Raw genomic sequence first — 21,290 nt, 5'->3', positions numbered from 1 at the left:
CACCAGTGTCGAGGTCGGCACCCGGTTCAACGCACAGCACGTCCAGGGCAGCATCGCCGCCTACCGCATCGACATCAAGGATGCCCAGCTGTACCAGGGCGACAGCGTCGGCTATCAATCGCTGCGCAACGTCGGCGACAGCCGTTCTACCGGCGTCGAATTCGATCTGGCCTGGAGCCTGAGTCGGCAATGGACATTGAACGCTTCCGGTTTCATCAATCGCGCGCGCTTCACCCGCTATGTCGCCTCCAGCGCCTGTTCTGCCTGCGGCAGCAATGACGTGCCGTTCGCACCACGGCATGGTCTCAGGCTCGGGTTGCAAGGGGATCTGTCATCCCCTGTCGGAAACTGGCGCCCGCAGCTCAATGCGCGTTATCTCGGCGCGCAATATTTTGATACCGCCAACACCTTGCGCCAGGCCGCCTATACCCTCGTCGACGCAGCGCTGGCCTGGCAGGTCCGTCCCGATACCGAACTGGCCTTTTACGTGCACAACCTGACCGACCGCGCTTACCGCACCTACGCCTTCTCCGGTGGCCCGCAACTCGGCAACTTCGCCCAGGTCGCCAGCGGCCGCACCTTGGGCGTCACGCTGAGCTACGCCTACTGATGCGCCGGAGCGAGACTACCAGCACCGAGGACCGGGCCGGGTTGCTGCTGGTCGCTATCGGTGGTGTCTACGTGGCCCAGAGCGTGGTCACTGGCGTGGCTGCGCAAGCCTTGCCGGCATTGCTGCGCAGCCAGGGCGCCTCGCTGCAGCAGCTGGGCTGGCTCTCCTTGCTGATGCTGCCCTGGGCGCTCAAATTCGCCTGGGCGCCATGGATCGAACGCTGGCGTTTGCCCGCTGGCAGCGCCGCCCGCTCTGGCCAGATTGTGCTGGGCGGGCAACTGATGCTGGCGGCGCTGTTTGCGCTGATGGCCGCAGGCGGGGGCAGACAGGTCGGGCTGATCATGGTGGCGCTGTCGCTGGCCGCACTGCTGGCCGCCAGCATTGATGTGGCCTGCGACGGTTTCGCGATAGAGCAGTCGCGGCCGTCCCTGCGCGGCTGGGTCAACGTGGTGCAAGTCGGAGGCAGCTATGCCGGATTGCTGCTGGGCGGTGGGCTGTTCCTGCTGGCAGCGCAGCGATGGGGGATGGCAAAGGGATGCTTGCTGCTGGCCTTGCTGATTGCCCTGCTCAGCCTGCCGTGGTGGTTCCTGCGCCCCGGGCAGGCGAGGCGCAGCTTGACGCGCAGACCGGCGTCGCTGAGCCAGGCATGGCGCCGTCCGGCGGTGCGCTCTGGTCTGGTACTGACGATCCTGCTGGCCATCGGCCCGCGGCTGGTCATGGGATTGACTGGTGCTTTCCTGCTTGATCACGGCATGCCACTGGAGCGACTGGCCTGGCTGCAAGGCGCAGGCGGCGTATTGGCCGGCTTGACGGGTGCGCTGCTGGGCGGCCTTCTGGTGCGTCGCTGGCAAGCGCGCGTGGCGCTGGTGACGGCATTGACCCTGCAAGCGCTGGCCTTGCTGTGCCTGGCGGGCGTTGTGCCATTGCTCATGCAGGCGGTGGCCGTGTGGGTGTTCTCGATGGCGCTCTCCGCCACCTTCGTGGCCAGCTACACGCTGCTGATGCGTTGTGCAGATGGCCACCAGCCGGGCGTCGATTTCACCTTGTTCCAGTGCGCCGATGCCTGCATGGCCGTCGTGCTGGGCATCGTCGGCGGGTGGCTGGCGCACCGCCTGGGCTATAGCGCTGTGCTGGGCCTGGCTGCATTGGCGCTGGCGATGACCGGCGTGGCTGTCTGGTGCCGTGGCATCGGGCCTGATCTTTTTTCGGAGAAACCAAGTGATGCAAACGCATGAGGAAACGTCCCGCCAGGGTCTTGTGGTCATCTGCGGAGCCGGCATCGCCGGGCTGGCCGCTGCCTGGTGGCTGCAGGGTGCCGGCTGGCGCGTGTTGATGGTGGAACAGGCTGATGCCCTGCGCGACGGCGGCCATATGATGGGCCTGTCCGGCCCCGGACTGGCCACCGTGCGCCGTATGGACCTGGTGCCGCGGTTGAGCGAATTGGCCTATCCCGACATGGGAAAGCATATCTATCGCGACCGGCTTGGTCGGGAGATCTTGCGCATCAACTATCGCGAGGCGCTGGCCGGTATCGAGTGGCTCACGCTGAGGCGTGGCGTCCTGGTGCAGGAACTGCATGCGGCGCTGCCCATACGGGACATTGCGTGGCGCTTCGGCGTGACCGTGCAAGAGGCGCTCAACCATGACAGCGGTGTGCGCGTGACCTTGAGCGATGGCTCTTGCCATGAGGCCGATCTGCTCATTGCCGCTGATGGTGTGCATTCGCCTCTGCGTCGCCGGTACTTCGCCGCCGATGCCGACTGTCTCCGGCCATTGGGCTACCGGTACGCCAGCTATGAGGTGCAGGACAGCCTGATGCTGGGAAAAGACTTTCTTTGCTATGCCGAGCCCGGCATCCAGACCGAATACTATGGATTGTGCGATGGCCGGCTGGCCGCACTGCATGTCTGGCGCAGCCGTGAGGCCGGGTTCGTTGCGCCGGCGCAGCGCCAGTCATTGCTGCGCGCTTGCACGGCCAGAAGTTTCGCAGGTGTAAGCACTGCGCTGGAAGCGGTTGAGAATCCGCAGGAGATCGTCATCGACGACCTGGTACTGGTGGAATTACCCTCTTGGCGGCAAGGCCGCATTCTGCTGCTGGGCGACGCTGCGCATAGTCTGTCGCTCATTTCGGGGCAGGGGGCCGGCCTGGCGCTTGCATCGGCGTCGATACTGGCCGAAGAACTGGAGCGTGCTGCCGCAGGCACAATCGCCCCCTCGGCGGCTGGACTGGAGGGGGCGCTGGCGCGTCACGATCAGCGCCTGCGTCCTACCGTAATGCGCTTGCAGCATCGCAGTCGCAAACTGGCCCCGATGTACGTTCCGTCCACTCGGGTGGGCTTTGCCATGCGTAATTTTGTATTGCGGGCCATGCCGGACGTACTGCTCAAGAGATACTTTGCCAGCGGGCTGAAATCGGAGGCACAAGCGTTGGCCGCGCTGGCCTGAGCGGTCCGCGCGACCTTGCCCCAATGTTTGCGTGTCTGTGACCGCTGCCGATCTATGGAACGCTGGCCCTGGCCAGCACCGCCGCCGCCGATCTCGTCTCCACCCCCAGCTTCACGAAGATATGTTCCAGGTGCTTGTTGACCGTACGCGGGCTCATGCCGAGGATCTCGGCGATGTCGCGGTTGGTCTTGCCCTTGCCCAGCCAGAGCAGCACGTCGCTTTCGCGCGGCGTCAGGCGCGCGCCTTCCAGAGTGGCCGGCAGGACCATGAGCTCTTCGCCGCGATGCACCGAGCCGGCGATCTTCTCCTCCAGCACCAGGCTCACGCCATGACCCTGGCCCGGACCGGAGAGGGTGATGTGCAGTTCATCCTGTTGCTGGCGCACGATCAACGGCGGTACGTGATCCAGGCTCTCGCCCTGGCGCTGCCGTACCAGCTGCTCGTTGAGCCAGACCTGCAAGGGCCCGGGCAGCTTGTGACTGGCCGGTGCCGCCGGACCATAGTATTTTTCCAGCCACTGTGAGGCCTTGCTGGTCTGCCACATCGGCAAGCCATTGCCGCCCAGCACGATCACCGCATGTGCCGCATGTTCCAGCATGCCGCGCGTCTGCGTCATCATGCGCGCAGTACGGATATGCGCACCAATGCGCGCCACTACCTCCTGCGGACGGATCGGCTTGGTCACGTAGTCGATGCCGCCGACCTCAAAGCCACGTACCACGTGCTCGGTCTCCGACAAGCCCGTCATGAACACCACCGGCACATGCGCCACCCGCTTGACCTGCTTGATGCGGCGACAGGTTTCGAAGCCGTCGATGCCGGGCATCATCGCATCGAGCAGGATCAGGTCGGGCGTGATGTGGTCCAGCCGCTCCAGTGCCGCCAGGCCGTCGGTGGCGACCAGCACGATGTGGCCGCTCTCATCGAGCGCGTCGGACAACATGGCCAGGTTGTCGGGCATGTCATCGACGATCAGTACCACGTGTCTATCGAACGTCGTTGAGATCATGTCGGATCAGCTCCTTGATGCGGGTGACGTATTCATTCAATCGGAATTGCTTGACCAGCTGCCGCAGCTCGGTGGTGAAGGGCAGGTAGGCCGGCTGCTGGCGCTCCATGGCGTCGAGCTGGCGCAGGATTTCCTTGGCGTAGCCGATGCTGCCCAGTTCGAGCAGGGCGGCCAGCTTGTTTTGCGGTGGCACCAGCATCAGGGCCTGTGGCGCTGCAGGTGTCGGCGGCACTTCTGCCGGCACAGGGGGAAGGATGCTCGCCACCCAGTCCAGTTGCAGATGCTGGCGGATCTTGCCCAGCAATTCGTGATACGAGACCGGCTTGACCACGAAATCATTGACCAGCGGCGGCTCGTTGCGCTCATGCAGGTTCTCGAAGGCATTGGCCGAGACCAGCAGGATGGGCAGCTGCGCGAGCCCGCGTGCGCGAATGGCGCGGGCCACCGTCCAGCCATCCATCTGCGGCATGGCGATGTCCAGCAGGATCAGGTCTGGTACTTCGCGTCCCAATCGCTCCATGCAGGCGAGCCCGCTGTCGGCTTCGCTCACCACGAATCCCAGCGGCATGAGCATGTCCCTGAGCAGTCGTCGCTGCGAGGCCTGGTCGTCCACCACCAGGATGTGACGAGAAGGACCGGCGTAGCCCGACATCTGGTCTTCCAGCTTGATGCGCGGGCGCGGGACGTGCACTTCAGGCAGGTAGATCTTGAGATGGAAACTGCTGCCCTGGCCGACCCGGCTCTGCACGCTCAGTTCGCCACCCATGATGTGCACCAGCATGCGGCTGATGGCCAGGCCGAGGCCGGTACCGATGTCTTCGCGCAGATTGGCGGCGCTGCTGCGCTCGAAGGGCAGGAAGATGCGTTCCAGGTCCTCGTCGGCAATGCCGATGCCGCTGTCGATCACATCGAAATACGCGATCTCGCGGGCGTAGCGCAGCTTGAGCGTGACGCCGCCGTGATCGGTGAATTTCACCGCATTGCCCAGCAGGTTGATGAGGATCTGGCGCAGCCGCTTCTGGTCCGCGTGCACGATCTGCGGCAGGCGTCCGGATTTCTCGAAGCGGAAGTGCAGGCCCTTCTGTTCGGCCTGTGGCGCGAACATGCCGACGATCTGTTCCAGGAAGGCTTCCAGCGCCAGCTCGTCCGAGGCCAGGCGCATCTTGCCGGCTTCGATCTTGGCGATGTCGAGCAGGCCATCGATGAGACTCAACAGGTGTTCGCCGCTGCGGCGGATGATGGCGATGGCTTCCTTGCGGGCCGGCGGGATGGTGGCGTCCACGTGCAGGATCTGGGCATAGCCGAGGATGCTGTTCAAGGGCGTGCGCAGTTCGTGGCTCATGCCGGCCACGAAGCGGCTCTTGGCCAGGTTGGCCGATTCGGCGGCTTCCTTGGCGCGCTGCAGTTCGGCATCGGTCTGCTTGTGGGCCTCGATTTCCTGCAGCAGCAGGTTGGTCTGGCGCTCCGATTCTTCCTGGGCGACGGCGCGGCTCTCGTTGGTCAGCACCAGCCACCAGGCACCGACGCCAACCACTACCAGCAGCAGGCAGAACAGCTTGATGAAGACGCCCCGCAATGAATCCGGTGCGGACAAGCTCAGACCGGAAAGATCGGCCATCTGCTGGAAATACAGCATCCACAACACGATGGCCAGCCCGCCGGCCAACAGCCCGAAGACACTCAGGTAATGCCCGATACGCGTATTGAGCTTGAGTGCGAAGCGCGCCGGGATCAGCTGGCGCAGCGTATGAAGAATCTGGTTGGGCAGGCGTGCGCGGGGCGTCTTGCAGCGGTCCTTGCAGCGTGCATCGAGTGAACAGCACAGCGAACAGATGGCCCCCTGGTAGGCTGGACAATGCGCCATGTCCGGCGTCTCGAACGCATTGCCACAGATCACGCAATCCAGTACCGAGTGCGCCTGTCCGGGTGTGACGGGCCGATAGTTCTGCTCGGACAGCGTATCGCGCCGCGCGATGTAGTAGCGGCTGCCGGTGGCCAGCGCGATCAGCGGCGCCGTCACCAGCGCCGTCCCCAGTGCGATGAAGGGGGCCATCGCGGCAATGGTCTTGCCCAGCACGCCCGACATGGCCAGCGTGGAGAGCAGGGTGGCAATCACCATCGATCCCACACCCACGGGGTTCACGTCATACAGGTGCGCGCGCTTGAATTCGATGTGCGCCGGGCTCAGGCGCAGCGGCTTGTTGATGACCAGATCGGCCACCACGGCCCCGATCCAGGAGATGGCCACCAGGCTGTAGAGGGCCAGCACGTGTTCCAGCGCATTGAACACCCCCAGCTCCATGAGCAGCACCGCGATCAGCACATTGAAGACCAGCCACACCACGCGCCCCGGATGGCTGTGCGTGAGGCGGGCAAAGAAGTTGGACCAGGCCAGCGAGCCGGCATAGGCATTGGTGACATTGATCTTGATCTGCGACACCACCACGAACAGCACCACCGCTCCCAGCGCAAAGGCCGGATTGCCGAACACGTACTGGTAGCCGATCAGGTACATCTGGGTTGGCTCCACGGCACGTGCCATGGGCACTTCATGCTGGATGGCGAGGAATGCCAGCAGCGTGCCGCCCAGCATCTTGGCCCCGCCCAGCAGGATCCAGCCGGGCCCGGCCAGCAGCAGGGCGCTCCACCAGCGGCCGCGATTGGCGGCAGTCTTCTGCGGCAGGAAGCGCAGGAAGTCCACCTGTTCCCCCACTTGCGCAATGAGCGAGAAGGCCACCGTGGCGGCCGCGCCGAAGAGCGTGAGGTTGAAGGAGCTGCCTTCTTCGGCACGGCCCGCGAAGCTCATCAGGTTCGACAGTGCCTCCGGTTCCTTGTACAGCACGCAGGCATAGGGCAGCACCAGCAGCACCAGCCACAGCGGCTGGGTCCACATCTGCAGGCGATTGATGAGGGTGATGCCGTAGGCCACCATGGGGATGATGATGAGCGAACAGAGCACATAGCCATACACCAGCGGCAGGCCGAAATAGATCTCGATAGCCTGCGCCATGATGGCCGCTTCCAGCGCGAAGAAGATGAAGGTGAAGCTGGCGTAGATCAGCGAGGTGATGGTCGAGCCGATGTAGCCGAAGCCGGCGCCGCGCGTGAGCAGGTCCATGTCCACCCCGTAGCGCGCCGCGTAATAGCTGATGGGCAGGCCGGTCGCGAAGAACAGCACCATCACGCAGATGATGGCCCAGAAGGCATTGGTGAAGCCATAGCTCAGGGTGATGGCACCGCTGATGGCTTCCAGCGCCAGGAAGGAGGTGGCCCCCAGCGCCGTGTTGGCCAGGCGAAATTCGGACCAGCGGCGAAAGGACAGCGGCGTGTAGCGCAGCGCGTAGTCTTCCAGCGTCTCGTTGGCGACCCAGGTGTTGTAGTCGCGCCTGACCTTGACGATGCGTTGTGTGGCGGGATGGGTCACGTTGGCTCTTGGTGGGGTCGGGGGTTCCGGTGGGTCATGTCCGTCAGCGCCTTGTCAGTGTGCTGCAGCGCAGGCTGACTGCCCGGCTCGTGTTTATGTCCAAGCAATTTTCAAACCATTCGGAGCAAGAGGGCATACGTCAAATGACGTAGATGCCTGTCTGCATGACATGAGAATTCACCAAGAAAAGGCAGCCGGCATGGACGCCGTCGCCGCATCCCGACGCCCTGTACGCAAAGTGCGCACCAACAGCAGGCAAGCCATGAGCAAAAGCTGTGCAGGCCGGCGGGCCGCACCAGCAGGGGGCTTACGTCAAACAACGTATTGTTGCGCTGCACCTGCGAACCTATTCTGCGCCTCAGAACGAAGCGCCGGAACCGTGTGATGGAAGGGGTTTCCCGAGCTGCGCCACTGCCGGGGCAGTGACTTGTCCGGTCTTCGTTTCACCGCTTGCATGACGCCACGATGGCCCAGACCGAGTCCAACAACAACGCCCGAAAGGAGTACCGCATGTCGCATTCCTCGTCTTCCAATCCTCCCTCGCTCCCGCGCCGCAAGATCCTCATGGGCCTGGCCGCCGGGGCGGCAGCAGCGGCCCTGCCGGGCATGGCCTCGGCCCAGCAGTATCCGACCGCCAAGGTCAATACCACGAAGCTGGCCATTACCGATACCGAAGTCACGGTCGGCCAGTTGCACTCGGCCACCGGCACCATGGCCATCAGCGAAACCGGTTCGATCCAGGCCGAGCGCCTGGCCATCGACCAGATCAATGCCATGGGCGGCATCCTCGGCCGCAAGATCAAGATCATCCAGGAAGACGGTGCCAGCGACTGGCCGACCTTCGCCGAAAAGGCCAAGAAGCTGCTGGAAAACGACCGCGTGGCTGCCGTCTTCGGCTGCTGGACGTCGGCCTCGCGCAAGGCGGTGCTGCCGGTGTTCGAGAAGGACAACGGCCTGCTGTATTACCCGACCTTCTATGAAGGCCTGGAGCAATCCAAGAACGTGTTCTATACCGGGCAGGAGGCGACGCAACAGGTGCTGGCAGGCCTGAACTGGGTGGCCAAGGAAAAGAAGGCCAAGACCTTCTTCCTGGTCGGCTCGGACTACATCTGGCCGCGTACTTCCAACAAGATCGCCCGCAAGCACATCGAGAACGTGCTCAAGGGTTCGGTGGTGGGCGAGGAATACTACCCGCTGGGCAATACGCAATTCGGTTCGCTCATCAACAAGATCAAGCTCAAGAAGCCGGACGTGATTTTCGCCGACGTGGTTGGTGGCTCCAACGTCGCCTTCTACAAGCAGTTGAAGGCCGCCGGTGTGACCGCCAAGACCCAGAACCTGCTGACCATTTCGGTCACCGAGGATGAAATGCTGGGCATCGGCGGCGAGAACGTGGAAGGCTTCTTCGCCTCGATGAAATATTTCCAGAGCCTGGACAACGCCAACAACAAGAAATTCGTGGCCGAATTCAAGGCCAAGTTCGGTGCCAATTCGGTCATCGGCGACGTCACCCAGGCAGCCTATCTCGGCCCCTGGCTGTGGAAGGCTGCCGTGGAAAAGGCCGGCAGCTTCGATGTCGACAAGGTGGTGGCCGCTTCGCCCGGCATCGAACTCAAGACCGCGCCCGAAGGCTACGTCAAGGTTCATGAAAACCATCACCTGTGGAGCAAGACCCGCATCGGCGAGGCGCAGAAGGACGGCCAGTTCAAGGTGGTCTACGAGTCCGAACTGATCGAGCCGAATCCCTTCCCCAAGGGCTACCAGTAAGGCGGTCCGGCCGGTGCCGCGCCGGCCCTTCGTGCAGCAAAGCGGCGGCGTCTGTAGTGACATGCGGGCGCTGCCGCCCATTTCTCCAATTGGCAACTCTGCCCCGTCGGGAGTCATCATGGTTTCTCTATCCGAATTCGGCGCCATCTTCGCCATGCAGGGCTTCAATGGCCTCTCGGTTTTCTGCGTGCTGCTGCTGATGGCGCTGGGCCTGGCCATCATCTTCGGGCAGATGGGCGTGATCAACATGGCCCACGGTGAATTCCTCACCATCGGTGCCTACATCACCTACCTGCTGTCGCACCTGACCACCACCTATGCGCCAGCCTTGCAGCCGTTCTATTTCTTCGTGGCCATCGTGCTGTCCTTCGCCGTGGCCTATGGCGTGGGTTATCTCACCGAGCTGCTGCTCATCAGCCGCCTCTACAAGCGTCCGCTCGATACTTTGCTGGCGACCTGGGGCCTGTCGCTGGCGATGCAGCAGACCTTCCGTTCAATCTTCGGCGCCAAGGAAGTCAGCGCCACCTTGCCGGACTGGCTCATGGGTTCCTTCAAGCCGACCGATGCCATCGACATCCCCTTGAACGGTCTCTTCATGATGGGCCTCACGGTGCTGCTCACCGGTGCCATCTTCGTATTGCTGTTCCGTTCACGCTGGGGCTTGCAGGTGCGGGCAACCATGCAGAACCGTGTCATGAGCGGGGCCGTGGGCATCAATACCCGCAAGGTCGACCGCACCACCTTTGCACTCGGCTGCGGCGTGGCCGGCGTGGCCGGTGCGGCTTTCACCACCATCGGCTCCACCGGCCCGACCAGCGGATCGCTCTACATCGTCGATACCTTCCTGGTGGTGGTCTTCGGTGGCGCGCAAAGCCTCATCGGCACCATCGCCTCGGCCTTCTCGATTGCACAGACGCAGTCTACGGCGGAATTCTTCCTGACCGGTTCCATGGCCAAGGTGCTGACCTTGTCGGCGGTGATCCTGATCCTGATGCTGCGTCCGCAAGGGCTGTTCTCGGCGAAGGTGCGCAAATGAACATCACGCTTGGCCACTTACGATCCAACCACATGAGCGAGGTCAGATGATGAATGCAGCCTATGAAAAACTGCTGGGCGGGCGCTCCGGTGCGCTTGGCCTGCTGGTAATGGCGGTACTGCTGCTGGTGGTGTTCCCGCTGACGATGGACATGTTCCGTCTCAACCTGGTGGGCAAATACCTGTCCTACGCCTTCGTGGCCGTGGGCCTGGTGCTGTGCTGGGGCTACGGCGGCATCCTCAGCCTGGGGCAGGGCGTGTTCTTCGGCCTGGGCGGCTATTGCATGGCCATGTTCCTCAAGCTCGAAGCCTCTGACCCCATCAGCACCAAAATCCAGTCCACGCCGGGCATCCCCGACTTCATGGACTGGAACCAGATCACCGCCTTGCCGGCCATGTGGGAGCCCTTCCATAGTTTTGCCTTCACGATTCTTGCCGTGCTGGTGGTGCCGACCGCGCTGGCCATGCTGATCGGGCTGGCGATGTTCAAGCGCCGCGTGGGGGATGTGTATTTCTCCATCGTCACGCAAGCCATTGCGGCCATCCTGTCCATCCTCATCATCGGCCAGCAGGGGCTGACCGGCGGCGTCAATGGCATCACCGACCTCAAGACTTTGATGGGCTGGGATATCCGCACCGACCATGCCAAGCTGGTGCTGTATTTCGTCAATGCGGGCCTGTTGTTCGGCTGCATCCTGTTCGGCCGTTACGTGCTCGGTTCCAAGCTGGGCCGCCTGCTGGTGGCCATGCGCGACAAGGAAGAACGGGTGCGCTTCTCCGGCTATGACGTGGCCAGCTTCAAGGTCTTCGTCTTCTGTGCGGCGGCCATGTTCTCGGCTATCGGCGGGGCCATGTTCACGCTGCAGGTGGGCTTCATGTCGCCGTCCTTCGTCGGTATCGTGCCCTCCATCGAAATGGTGATCTTTGCTGCAGTGGGTGGCCGCATGTCGCTGCTGGGCGCGGTGTACGGAACGCTGCTGGTGAATTTTGGCAAAACCTACTTCTCCGAAACCTTCCCCGAATTGTGGCTGTTCCTGATGGGCGGTCTCTTCATCGCGGTGGTGATGTATTTCCCCAATGGCCTGGCCGGGCTCTGGCAGACCCAGGGCAAGCGCCTGATGGACAAGCTGCGCGGTCAATCCAAGGCGGTAGCACCCGTTGCTGCAGAAGCCGCCAAGCCGGTTTCCCGAGCATCCACCCCTGAACCCAAGCGCGATGGCATCGAGCCGGGCGCGACCCTGGAGGCCAGCAAATGAGCGAGAACGCCATCGGTTTCGAATCGGACGCCCATCCGGTCCTGGCCATCGAAGACCTGACCGTGTCTTTCGACGGGTTCAAGGCAGTCGACAAGCTCAATCTCTACGTGCAGCGCAATGAGGTGCGCGTGGTGATCGGCCCCAACGGCGCAGGCAAGACCACGGTTCTGGACCTGATCTGCGGCAAGACCCGCGCTACCTCCGGCAGCATCAAGTTCAACAATCACGAACTGACGAAGATGAGCGAGCACGCCATCGTGCGGGTAGGCGTGGGACGCAAGTTCCAGACCCCGTCCATCTACGAAAACCTCTCCGTGTTCGAGAACCTTGAGATGTCCTTCCCGCGTGGCCGCAAGGTGTTCGGCGCGCTGACTTTCAAGCGTTCGCCGGATGTGGTGGCGCGGGTGGAAGCGGTGGCCGCAGAGATCTTCCTGGACCAACAGCTGCATACGCAAGCCGACCTGCTCTCGCACGGCCAGAAGCAGTGGCTGGAGATCGGCATGCTGCTGATGCAGGAGCCGGAGCTCTTGATGCTGGATGAACCGGTGGCCGGCATGAGCGTGTCCGAACGCGAAAAGACCGCCGAGCTGCTGGGCCGCATCAGCCAGGGCCGCTCGGTGGTAGTGATCGAGCACGACATGGATTTCGTCAAGAGCATCGCCCACAAGGTCACCGTGCTGCACCAGGGAAAAATCCTGGCTGAAGGCAGCATGGAGAAGGTGCAGTCCGATCCCAAGGTGATCGATGTCTATCTCGGTCACTGAACTTTCCTCACCCTCGGAGCCTGCCATGTTCAAAGTCTCGCAACTCGCCTCCGGCTACGGCCAGAGCAAGGTCATCCACGATGTCGATCTGTCGGTGGCCAAGGAAGAAATCGTCGCCGTCATGGGCCGCAACGGCATGGGCAAGACCACGCTGTTCAAGACCCTGATGGGCATCCTGCCGCTGCGCGGCGGCAGCATCAGCATCGATGGCGTGGAACTCGGTGGCTTGGAAAGCCACCAGCGCGTCGAGCGCGGCGTGGCCTACGTGCCGCAGGGGCGCATGATCTTTTCGCACATGACGGTGCTGGAAAACATCCAGACCGGCTTGCCCGCATCGGCCAAGGGCAAGGTGCCCGATGAACTGTATTCGCTGTTCCCGGTGCTGTATGACATGCGCACCCGCAAGGGCGGCAATCTGTCCGGCGGACAGCAGCAGCAACTGGCCATTGCGCGCGCACTGGCGACCAACCCGCGCGTGCTGCTGCTGGATGAACCGACCGAAGGGATACAGCCTTCCATCATCAAGGACATCGCCAAAAGCCTCAAGGAAATCCGCAAGATCCGTGCGCTCACCATCGTGGTCTCGGAGCAGGTGCTGAGCTTCACGCTGGAGATTGCGGACCGTTTCCTGGTCATCGACAAGGGCCGCTTCGTCTACGAGGACACGCGCGAGAACGTCGATGCGCCCACCATCAGCAAGTATCTGTCGGTCTGATCCGACCGTCTTTTCAGAGGAGCAAGTCCATGCGACACGGAGACATTTCAGCCAGCCGGGACGCCGTCGGCGTGGCCGTGGTGAACTACAAGATGCCACGCCTGCACACGCGCGGCGAGGTACTGGAGAACGCCAGGAAGATCGCCGCCATGCTGGTCGGCATGAAGCAGGGATTGCCGGGGCTGGACCTGGTGGTGTTCCCGGAGTATTCCACCCACGGCATCATGTATGACCGTGAAGAAATGTTCGAGACCGCCGCCACCATCCCCGGCGACGAGACCGCCATCTTTTCCGAAGCCTGCCGCATCGCCGGCGTGTGGGGCGTCTTTTCGCTCACCGGCGAGCGCCATGAGGAGCATCCGCGCAAGGTGCCCTACAACACCCTCATCCTCATCAACGACCAGGGCGAGATCGTGCAGAAGTATCGCAAGATCATGCCGTGGACGCCCATCGAGGGCTGGTATCCGGGCGATACCACCTACGTCTGCGACGGCCCCAAGGGCTTGAAGATCAGCCTCATCATCTGTGATGACGGCAACTATCCCGAGATCTGGCGCGACTGCGCCATGAAGGGTGCGGAACTGGTGGTGCGCTGCCAGGGCTACATGTATCCGGCCAAGGAACAGCAGATCATGGTCTCCAAGGCCATGGCCTGGATGAACAACCTGTATGTGGCCGTGGCCAATGCATCAGGGTTCGATGGCGTCTATTCCTACTTCGGCCATTCGGCCATCGTCGGCTTCGATGGCCGCACGCTGGGCGAGTGCGGGACCGAGGAGATGGGCATCCAGTATGCCGAACTGTCCGTCTCGGCCATCCGCGATGCACGCCGCAACTGGCAGTCGCAAAACCACCTCTACAAGCTCCTGCATCGCGGCTACACCGGCAAGATCAATTCGGGCGAATCGCCGGCGGGCGTGGCCGAGTGTCCTTTCGACTTTTATCGCACCTGGGTCAACGACCCGCAGGCTGCGCGCGCCCAGGTCGAGGCATTGACGCGCAACAGTGCCGGTACGCCCGAATGCCCGATGCCGGGGATTCCCACCGAGCCGGCAGCCTGAGGCCGAAGGCGCAAGGCCTCATCACACATCCACCACCAAGGAGATCGCATGCAACACTTCAAGATCAAGCCCGGCGTCCCGCTGGCAGAGCAGGCTGAACTGGGTCACAACCGCTGGCACCCGGACCTGCCGTTCCTGGCCTCGGTCAAGCCGGGTGAATCCATCCTGATCGAGTCGCTGGACTTCCTCGACGCGCAGATCCAGGACACCGACGATGTCTCCGACGTCAAGAACGTCGATCTCACCCGCGCCCATCCGCTGACCGGTCCCTTCCATGTCGAGGGCGCAGAGCCGGGTGACCTGCTGGTGATCGACCTGCTGGACATCAAGCCGGTGACCCCTGTCGGTTTCTCCGGCGTGTTTGCCAAGGAAAACGGCGGCGGCTTCCTGGCCGATTATTTCCCCGAAGCCGACAAGGCGATCTGGGACCTGAAGGGCTTGTATGCCACCTCGCGCCATATTCCGGGCGTGCGCATCGCAGGCCTGACCCACCCTGGTCTGATGGGTTGCCTGCCTTCGCATGACCTGTTGGCCGAATGGAACCGCCGCGAAGCGCCACTGGCCGCCAAGGGGCTGGCGCAGCCGCCCAACCCCAGCACCGCCGTGCTGCGCGGCCTGACCGGTGCCAAGTTCGACGAGATGGCCAAGGTCGCCGCCCGCACCGTGCCGCCGCGCGAGCATGGCGGCAACACCGACATCAAGGACCTGTCGGCGGGCACCCGCATCTTCTTCCCGGTGTACGTGAAGGGCGCAGGCTTCTCGATGGGGGATTTGCACTTCTCGCAGGGTGACGGCGAGATCGGTTTCTGCGGCGCCATCGAGATGGATGGCGTGAGCCACGTCGGCTTCGACCTCATCAAGGGCGGCATGGCCAAGTACAACATCACCTCGCCCATCTTCATGCCCAGCATCGTCAAGCCGCATTACGAGCAGTGGCTGACCTTCGAAGGCATCAGCGTGGAAAACGGCGTGAACTACTACCTCGATGCCACCGTGGCCTATCGCCAGGCTTGCCTGAAGGCCATCGACTACCTGACCCACTTCGGCTACACCGGCAGCCAGGCCTATATGCTGTTGACGGCAGCGCCGGTGGAAGGGCGCATCGGCGGCATCGTCGACATTCCTAACTGCGCCTGCACGGTGGCCTTGCCGACCTCCATCTTCGATCAGGACATCACGCCCAAGGGCATGCTCAACGACAAATCCTATTGGGGCCGCAAGGGCTAGCGATCAACGCAGTGACGTGTGTGTTCCCGGCCGGGCGTAGGCCTGGCCGGGTTTTTTCGTGATAACGGATTGGTGAAGGAGTCCCCATGCCCTTGTATGACATTCGTTGCAGCCATTGCGAAGGCATCTTCGAACGCCTCATTCCCCTTCAGGGATTGCACGGCCAGACTTGCTGTCCCTATTGCAAAGAGGAGACGGCCGCCTCACCCATGCCCACGGGAGGCCATGTCGGCTTGCAGGTCAAGCATCGCTGGCAGCCGCGCAACGGTGCCGAGCAACTGGCCGGGCAGGGGGCGACCGGGCCGGGCACCCATGCAGGGGCAGGCCGCAGCAGCGTGCTGCACAACTGCAAGGGACACAGCTGCAGTATCTGCGCGACCTGAGGGACAAGCTGGCGGTGGCAGGATCAGGCCAACAGGCGCGCAGCCAATAGCAGCAGGCCCAGGCTGGCGAGGAAGCCGAACAAGGCGATCAGGTCGACATCCTGCGCCTGTACGCGCCAGTGGCCTGCGCGCAGCGGCCGCCAGCGCGGATAGCGGCCCAGGGTAATGAGCTTGAGCAGGCCGCAGCCGATCAGATAGAACACGATATTGAAGGCCAGGTGGCGCAACAGGCCCAGCAGCAGACTGATGAATGTGTCCAATGGAGCTCCTTACTCCAGCATGGCATCCAGCCCGGCAGAGAGTTCGTCCAATGAGGGCATGGCGCGCTCGGCCTTGTCGGGATCGTGCTTCACCAGGACCGGCATCCAGGCCGGATCCACGCCCAGCTTCTTGCCCACGGCCACCGGATAGGTGGCCAGTGCGGCTTCGTCATCCAGTGACAGCACGGTCACGCGCGCGGCCCACGCGCCCAGGTGTACCCAGGCAGCGGCGCGGTCGAGCCGGCCCGCCGCCAGCGGATCAGGCACCGAGCGCAGTGCCGTGACCAGCGCTTCAGGGAAATTCCAGATCGCCGCCAGTTCGGCCGAGACATCGGCGTAGTGAAAGCCCCAGGTCTGCTTTTCCCGTTCGGCGCGGTCGGCGTCGAGCACGTTGCATTGCTTGTCCAGCGGGGCGACTGTCGCGGCGGCCACCGCATGCAGTTGCAACTGGCCGATGCCATGCATCATGCCGACGGTGAAGACAGCGTCGCCATTATCTTCGCCGTGGATGCCGGCGTGCATGGACAGCCAGCGCGCTGCCACGGCGGTGTAGAGGGTATGTCGCCAGAACTGCGGCAGCTCCATGCCGCGCGTGCTCTTGAAAGCCGCCACCATGCCATTGCCCAGCACCAGATTGCGCACCATGATGAAACCCAGCATGCGCAGCGCATCGTCGACCGTGCCGATGGTGCGCGAAGCGTGGAAGAACGCCGAGTTCGCCAGTCGCAGCAGTTTGGCGGTGAGCGTCGGGTCGGCCGCGATCTGGTGGGCGATATCCTGGGCCGAGACTTCCTCGCTGTTGAAGCTGGTCATCAGCTGCTGCACGACTTTGGGGATGGTCGGCAGCTTGCCGGGCTGGTCTACCAGGCTCTTGAGCTCCATGACAGTTCCTCCATGCAATGGTTTGTGTGGTTTTTGCAGGCAATTCCGGGAATTGCGGTTCCATTGTCGCAGAGTTCGGACGATTTGCTGACGATCCAGGTCAGTATGATGGAAGTCTCACTTGACCGGAGTGCACCCATGGCAAGCCGCAAGACGTCCGACCCGCATCCTCCCGAACAGCCCGTCACGCCCGCCGGGGCGTGGGGAGATGTACCGAATTATGTGCAGGATTGCGTACAGCGCAGTTTCCTTTTCCTCGATACCTTGCTCGACCGTGGCAATGACTACCTGGAGCATCTGGAGCAGGGCACGCCGCCGCTGTTGAAATTCGGGCACGAACTGGTGCTGGACGGTCACGACCTGCCGCAGCCCTGCAATTACGCACTGCTGCGGCTGCAACCGCCGCCGGGCCTGCCGGTGGACCCGCAGGCTCGACCGGTGGTGGTGGTCGATCCGCGCGCCGGACACGGCCCCGGTATTGGCGGCTTCAAGTTCGATTCGGAAGTGGGCATGGCGATGAAGGCCGGGCATACCGTGTATTTCGTCACTTTCCGGCCCGAGCCCGAGGAGGGCCAGACGCTGGTCACCGTGATGGATGCGGAGGCGCGCTTCCTCGAAGAAGTGATACGTCGCCATCCGCAATGCCCGGCGAAGCCGGTAGTGATCGGCAATTGCCAGGCCGGCTGGGCCATGATGACGCTCGATGCCGTGCGGCCCGAACTGTTCGGTCCGCTGATGATGGTCGGTGCCCCGGCCTCCTACTGGGCCGGCAGCTCCACGCTCAATCCCATGCGCTACAGCGGTGCCAACCTCGGCGGGACCTGGCTGGCCTCGCTGGCCGCCGATCTCGGGGCCGACCGCTTCGATGGCGCCTATCTGGTCGAGAACTTCGAGAAGCTCAATCCGGCCAATACCTTCTGGAGCAAGTATTACAACCTCTGGGCCGGAGTCGATCAGGAGGCAGCGCGTTTCCTGGAATTCGAACGCTGGTGGGGCGGTTTCTTCCGCATGACCGGGGCCGAGATCGAGGCCATCACCGAGAATCTGTTCGTGGGCAACAAGCTGGCGCGCGGAGGGCTGGAGGTCAAGGGCAGGGCAGTCAATCTGCGCGACATCACTGCGCCCATCGTGGTCTTCGCCTCCTGGGGGGACAACATCACGCCGCCGCCGCAGGCGTTGAACTGGATCATCGATGTCTGGGGCGACGAGCGCGCCATCGCCGCCGCCGGCCGCACCATCATCTACGTGCTGCACGAGAGCGTGGGCCATCTGGGCATCTTCGTGGGCGGCTCGGTGGCGCTCAAGGAACACGACCAGCTGGTCAGCTCGCTGGACGTCATCGAGAGCCTGCCACCAGGGCTCTACGAAATGAAGCTGGAACGCAAGGACGGCAGCGCGACCCAGCGCTGGGATGCGCTGGAGCCGGGTGACTACACGGTGCACTACGAGCACCGTACCATGGAAGACCTGCGCAAGCTCAATCCCGAGGGCCGCGAAGAAGAGTCGCTGTTCTCGACCATCAGCCAGTGGTCGCAACTCAATGCGCAGTGGTACAAGACCTGGGTCCGGCCCTGGGTGCGCATGACGGCGACCCGCGACAGCGCCAATACGCTGATGCGCATGAATCCCTTGCGCATGCAGCGGCAACTGTTCTCGGACAAGCACCCGGCCGCCGCCTTCATCCGCCAGCAAGCTGCTGCCGCGCGCGCGCACCGGATACAACTCGACCCCGACCATCCGCTGAAGCAGTACGAACGCCGCATGGCGCAGAAGATCACCGACGAGCTCAATGCCTGGCGCGACCAGCGCGATGCCCGCACGGTACGGATGACGCGCCAGCTGTTCGGTCCGACCGGACTGGGTGCCTGGCTGCCGCCGCGCGAGCCGGATGCCGAACTCGCCCAGCGCTGGGCGCAGCAGGAGCTGGGAAGCTACCGTGATACGGTCATCGGCCAGATTGCCGACGGCGGTTTTGCCGAAGCGGTTTGCCGGATCGTCATCGCCGGCATGGTCTCCATCGGTGCGTTCGAACGGCGCAGCCTGCGTCTGGCCAGGCTGCTGGCGCAACTGCCGAACATGCATGCCAGCGTGTCGCCCCAGACCAACTGGGTGCAACTGTTGAAGGAGCAAGCGCGTATTACGGCGGTGGCCCCGGTGGAGGCGCTCAATGCACTCGGGCAGATGCTGCCCGATGCAGCCTCGCGCGAGCGCGCGCTGGCGCTGGCAGCGGCGGTGATGATGATCGAACCGACGCTGGCCAATCCGCGCTCGGAAATCATTGAACTGCTGGTCGGAACGCTGGAGGTTGATCCCGATCGCGTGATTGCGCTGGCCCGCAAGCTGACCAAGGCCATTGGTGAAGACGGTGATGCGCTGACCTTGCCGTCGTCTGATGAGGAACCGGCGCGACCGGCCGCAGCACCGCGCAAGCGGGCGGCACGCCCGCCTGCGCCCGTGGCCAAGCCGGCCAAGGCGAGTGCGCCGCCAAAGCCGGTCAACAGCGCGCCTTCGGCCAAGCCTGCCAGCGCCAAGGCCAAGACCTCTGCCAAGACAACGAAGTCTGCGCCTGTCGCCAAAGCCACGGGGACCGCCAAGACCACCCGGAGCGGCGCACCGGCGCGCACGCGCTCCAAGCGCAGTTGAAATGCTCAAGGCCGGGGTTCACGTTGCCCCGGTCGGATGGTCGTCATGGCTTGCCGAAAGTCCCGGCGGGCAGGTTCCACATGGCCTGCTCGCTGGTGGACAAGGCCACCGCGCCGCCCGCCAGTGCCGCACGCGCATCGTCTGCATTGCAGACGAAGCCCGACGCGACGATGGGCGGAAGCACGGCGCGGTCCGCCGGCTTGAGTTGCGTGAGCATCGGTGCCGGCATCAGTTGCACCAGGTTGGGTTCGCTCTGTTCGAGCGCCTTCAGGCTGCGCGGCCAGGTGGTGCGATCGGTCACGAATACCTTCTGCATGGTGATCATGCCGGCCCGGCTGGCCCGCAGCAGCGTGGCCACCCGCGTTGACACCAGCGACGGTACGCCCAGGGCGACCAGATAATCGATGGCGGCCTTGTCCTGCGCCAGTCCTTCACAGGTATCCACATTGAGCATCAGGAACTTGCCCGCATCCCGGACACGGGTGCTGAGCGCCTGCAACTCACGCAACTCCACGTTGGCAACGATGCCGACTTCAGCGGCGCTGGCGAGAAAGGCTGGCAGGTGCTGGGTTCCATAGACCGCTGCCATGACCGGATGCCGCCTGAGCCTGGCTTGCAGGGAGCGGTCGTCAGGGGAGGCGGGCGGGGAGGCCGGCGCGGCGGCGGCGCGTGCCGGGGAACGAGGGGGAGAGGGAGAGCGCATGCAAGGTTCCAGAGTGAAAAAAGAGAAGCAAGAAAGAAAGGCGAATGGAAAACACGCGGCTAGCGTGTGTTTTCCTGGCGCACATGGTCCAGCTCGGCACATAGCCGTGCCTGCCACTGGGCACGGCGGCGGGCCCGCTCGGCGCAGTCGATGCGTGGCTTGAAGACGGCCTGTAGCCGCGTTCGGGCGCAGGCTTGCGGCAAGTCGTCCCACAGCAGGCCGTGGCTGCCGGCCAGGAAAGCGATACCGCGCAGACTGGCGTGGGCGCTCTGATGGGTGCGGCAGGTGGTTACGCCCGACAGGTCGGCTTGCAGTTGCAGCAGCAGGTCGCTGCTGGCCAGCGTGCCGCCGCTCATGATCCGCGAGACGGGCAGTCCGGCCGTGTCGGCGCTGGCACCGACGCACGCGGCCACCGATTGCGCGATTCCCTCCACCAGCGCATGTGCCACTTCGGCGCGGCCCGTGGCCAGCGACAGGCCCTGCAGGGCTGCTCGTGCTGCGGGTTGGCGTTGCGGTGACTGCATCCCGGCCAGCGCCGGCAGGAAGCTGACGCCGCCGGCCGAACTCACGCTGGCCGCCAGGGCCAGCAGCTGGCGCGCATCCGGAAACCAGCGCAGGCGCTTGCAGGCCCAGGTGAGGGCGGCACCGGTGGTGGCGGTGTAGCTTTCGAGGGCGAAGTGGGAGACGCCGTTCTGACGCCTGGCGGTGACTACTACGCTGGCCTCGGCAGTGCTGTCGGCTGGGGCGAGTGCAGCGCGCGGGCCGACCAGCACGTCGATGAAGCTGCCGGTGCCGTGCTGACACAGCGCCTGGCCGGGTTCCAGGCAACCCTGCCCGATGGCAGCGGCCAACTGATCTCCGGCGCAGGCGCGAATCGGCAGGGCGGTACCGAGTACGGCAGCGTCGCTGCGGCCGTAGTCGTCGGCATCCTGGCACAGCGCCGGCAGCAGCGTGGCGGGGAAGCCGAGCGCCTCCAGCCAGTCCAGCGCATACGCATGCGCGTCCAGCACATAGGCATTGCAGGCCGTGGCATTGGTCGCGCTGGTAGCCAGCAGGCGGCGGCCGCTCAGTTGCCACAGCAGCCAGGTGTCAATGCCGCCAAAGCC

The 21,290-nt window shown here is 63.9% G+C and carries 18 protein-coding genes; 12 read left to right on the top strand and 6 right to left on the bottom strand.

All coding sequences use genetic code 11. The annotated features are described in order from the left end of the window. The 3 genes from B3873_RS03620 to B3873_RS03610 all read left to right on the top strand — a co-directional run. Positions 1-610, top strand: a 610-nt coding sequence (locus B3873_RS03620) for a TonB-dependent receptor domain-containing protein (RefSeq protein ID WP_286864083.1), incomplete at its 5' end; no start/stop codon positions are given. Positions 611-651: 41 nt separating this feature from the next. Further along, positions 652-1,845: an MFS transporter gene (locus tag B3873_RS03615; RefSeq protein ID WP_286864081.1), complete on the top strand. Its 1,194-nt coding sequence runs from the start codon at positions 652-654 to the stop codon at positions 1,843-1,845. Continuing rightward, positions 1,832-3,055 carry an FAD-dependent oxidoreductase gene (locus B3873_RS03610; RefSeq protein ID WP_286864080.1) on the top strand — a complete coding sequence of 408 codons (1,224 nt, stop codon included), beginning with the start codon at positions 1,832-1,834 and terminating at the stop codon, positions 3,053-3,055. Before B3873_RS03615 ends, B3873_RS03610 begins: the two co-directional genes overlap by 14 nt. Before the next feature lie 52 nt (positions 3,056-3,107). Here B3873_RS03610 and B3873_RS03605 read toward each other — a convergent pair whose 3' ends face one another. After that, the gene (locus B3873_RS03605; protein ID WP_286864079.1) at positions 3,108-4,064 is read right to left on the bottom strand and encodes a response regulator transcription factor; all 957 of its coding nucleotides are present in this window, start codon (positions 4,062-4,064) and stop codon (positions 3,108-3,110) included. Continuing rightward, complete coding sequence (locus B3873_RS03600; protein WP_286864077.1) at positions 4,042-7,488, bottom strand: hybrid sensor histidine kinase/response regulator; 3,447 nt, start codon at positions 7,486-7,488, stop codon at positions 4,042-4,044. The genes B3873_RS03605 and B3873_RS03600 overlap by 23 nt, the downstream gene beginning before the upstream one ends. A 510-nt stretch (positions 7,489-7,998) precedes the next feature. Between B3873_RS03600 and urtA the strand changes: the two genes are divergently transcribed. From urtA to B3873_RS26620, 8 genes are all read left to right on the top strand, one after another. Beyond that, complete coding sequence (urtA, locus tag B3873_RS03595) at positions 7,999-9,255, top strand: urea ABC transporter substrate-binding protein (protein WP_039788032.1); 1,257 nt, start codon at positions 7,999-8,001, stop codon at positions 9,253-9,255. Positions 9,256-9,373: 118 nt separating this feature from the next. Further along, the gene (gene urtB, locus B3873_RS03590) at positions 9,374-10,291 is read left to right on the top strand and encodes an urea ABC transporter permease subunit UrtB (RefSeq protein ID WP_039787923.1); all 918 of its coding nucleotides are present in this window, start codon (positions 9,374-9,376) and stop codon (positions 10,289-10,291) included. A 49-nt stretch (positions 10,292-10,340) separates the two neighbouring features. Then, a complete protein-coding gene (gene urtC, locus B3873_RS03585; protein WP_286864085.1) occupies positions 10,341-11,546 on the top strand; it encodes an urea ABC transporter permease subunit UrtC in 1,206 nt (401 codons plus the stop codon). Next, the gene (urtD, locus tag B3873_RS03580; protein WP_039787922.1) at positions 11,543-12,310 is read left to right on the top strand and encodes an urea ABC transporter ATP-binding protein UrtD; all 768 of its coding nucleotides are present in this window, start codon (positions 11,543-11,545) and stop codon (positions 12,308-12,310) included. Before urtC ends, urtD begins: the two co-directional genes overlap by 4 nt. 25 nt (positions 12,311-12,335) lie before the next feature. Further along, positions 12,336-13,025 carry an urea ABC transporter ATP-binding subunit UrtE gene (gene urtE, locus B3873_RS03575; protein ID WP_034332312.1) on the top strand — a complete coding sequence of 230 codons (690 nt, stop codon included), beginning with the start codon at positions 12,336-12,338 and terminating at the stop codon, positions 13,023-13,025. Positions 13,026-13,054: 29 nt separating this feature from the next. Next, a complete protein-coding gene (locus B3873_RS03570) occupies positions 13,055-14,086 on the top strand; it encodes an aliphatic amidase (RefSeq protein ID WP_209534742.1) in 1,032 nt (343 codons plus the stop codon). 48 nt (positions 14,087-14,134) lie between these two features. Further along, on the top strand, positions 14,135-15,313 hold the full coding sequence (fmdA, locus tag B3873_RS03565; RefSeq protein ID WP_013234603.1) for a formamidase: 1,179 nt from the start codon (positions 14,135-14,137) through the stop codon (positions 15,311-15,313). Positions 15,314-15,399: 86 nt separating this feature from the next. Further along, positions 15,400-15,696 (top strand): zinc ribbon domain-containing protein, encoded by a 297-nt coding sequence (locus B3873_RS26620; RefSeq protein ID WP_034333572.1) that lies wholly within the window; start codon positions 15,400-15,402, stop codon positions 15,694-15,696. A gap of 23 nt (positions 15,697-15,719) precedes the next feature. Here the strand turns inward: B3873_RS26620 and B3873_RS03555 are convergent, their stop codons facing one another. Next, positions 15,720-15,956, bottom strand: coding sequence for a hypothetical protein (locus B3873_RS03555; protein WP_209534744.1), 237 nt, complete (start codon positions 15,954-15,956; stop codon positions 15,720-15,722). A 9-nt stretch (positions 15,957-15,965) separates the two neighbouring features. Continuing rightward, positions 15,966-16,838 (bottom strand): HDOD domain-containing protein, encoded by an 873-nt coding sequence (locus B3873_RS03550; protein ID WP_286864070.1) that lies wholly within the window; start codon positions 16,836-16,838, stop codon positions 15,966-15,968. 138 nt (positions 16,839-16,976) lie between these two features. On the opposite strand from B3873_RS03550, the gene B3873_RS03545 reads away from it, so the two are divergent. Next, positions 16,977-19,481: a DUF3141 domain-containing protein gene (locus B3873_RS03545; protein ID WP_286864068.1), complete on the top strand. Its 2,505-nt coding sequence runs from the start codon at positions 16,977-16,979 to the stop codon at positions 19,479-19,481. A gap of 43 nt (positions 19,482-19,524) precedes the next feature. On the opposite strand, the gene B3873_RS03540 is transcribed toward B3873_RS03545, so the two are convergent. Together B3873_RS03540 and B3873_RS03535 are read right to left on the bottom strand one after the other, a co-directional pair. Continuing rightward, on the bottom strand, positions 19,525-20,070 hold the full coding sequence (locus tag B3873_RS03540; RefSeq protein WP_286864084.1) for a glycerol-3-phosphate responsive antiterminator: 546 nt from the start codon (positions 20,068-20,070) through the stop codon (positions 19,525-19,527). Between the two features lie 173 nt (positions 20,071-20,243). Next, positions 20,244-21,290, bottom strand: a 1,047-nt coding sequence (locus B3873_RS03535) for an FGGY-family carbohydrate kinase (protein ID WP_286864066.1), incomplete at its 5' end; no start/stop codon positions are given.

This window comes from Herbaspirillum sp. UBA812 (assembly GCF_002296545.1).
GTDB lineage: Bacteria > Pseudomonadota > Gammaproteobacteria > Burkholderiales > Burkholderiaceae_D > Herbaspirillum > Herbaspirillum huttiense.
Note: the sequence above shows the minus strand (reverse complement) of the source record. Positions and strands in the feature narration are given on the sequence as shown.

What these genes read in the sequence shown, in the direction of transcription:
- B3873_RS03550 (WP_286864070.1), bottom strand. Translation starts at nt 16,838, where the DNA reads ATGGAGCTCAAGAGCCTGGTAGACCAGCCCGGCAAGCTGCCGACCATC.
- fmdA (WP_013234603.1), top strand. Translation starts at nt 14,135, where the DNA reads ATGCAACACTTCAAGATCAAGCCCGGCGTCCCGCTGGCAGAGCAGGCT.
- B3873_RS03570 (WP_209534742.1), top strand. Translation starts at nt 13,055, where the DNA reads ATGCGACACGGAGACATTTCAGCCAGCCGGGACGCCGTCGGCGTGGCC.
- B3873_RS03610 (WP_286864080.1), top strand. Translation starts at nt 1,832, where the DNA reads ATGCAAACGCATGAGGAAACGTCCCGCCAGGGTCTTGTGGTCATCTGC.
- urtE (WP_034332312.1), top strand. Translation starts at nt 12,336, where the DNA reads ATGTTCAAAGTCTCGCAACTCGCCTCCGGCTACGGCCAGAGCAAGGTC.
- B3873_RS03540 (WP_286864084.1), bottom strand. Translation starts at nt 20,070, where the DNA reads ATGGCAGCGGTCTATGGAACCCAGCACCTGCCAGCCTTTCTCGCCAGC.
- urtB (WP_039787923.1), top strand. Translation starts at nt 9,374, where the DNA reads ATGGTTTCTCTATCCGAATTCGGCGCCATCTTCGCCATGCAGGGCTTC.
- B3873_RS26620 (WP_034333572.1), top strand. Translation starts at nt 15,400, where the DNA reads ATGCCCTTGTATGACATTCGTTGCAGCCATTGCGAAGGCATCTTCGAA.
- urtC (WP_286864085.1), top strand. Translation starts at nt 10,341, where the DNA reads ATGAATGCAGCCTATGAAAAACTGCTGGGCGGGCGCTCCGGTGCGCTT.
- B3873_RS03605 (WP_286864079.1), bottom strand. Translation starts at nt 4,064, where the DNA reads ATGATCTCAACGACGTTCGATAGACACGTGGTACTGATCGTCGATGAC.
- urtA (WP_039788032.1), top strand. Translation starts at nt 7,999, where the DNA reads ATGTCGCATTCCTCGTCTTCCAATCCTCCCTCGCTCCCGCGCCGCAAG.
- B3873_RS03545 (WP_286864068.1), top strand. Translation starts at nt 16,977, where the DNA reads ATGGCAAGCCGCAAGACGTCCGACCCGCATCCTCCCGAACAGCCCGTC.
- urtD (WP_039787922.1), top strand. Translation starts at nt 11,543, where the DNA reads ATGAGCGAGAACGCCATCGGTTTCGAATCGGACGCCCATCCGGTCCTG.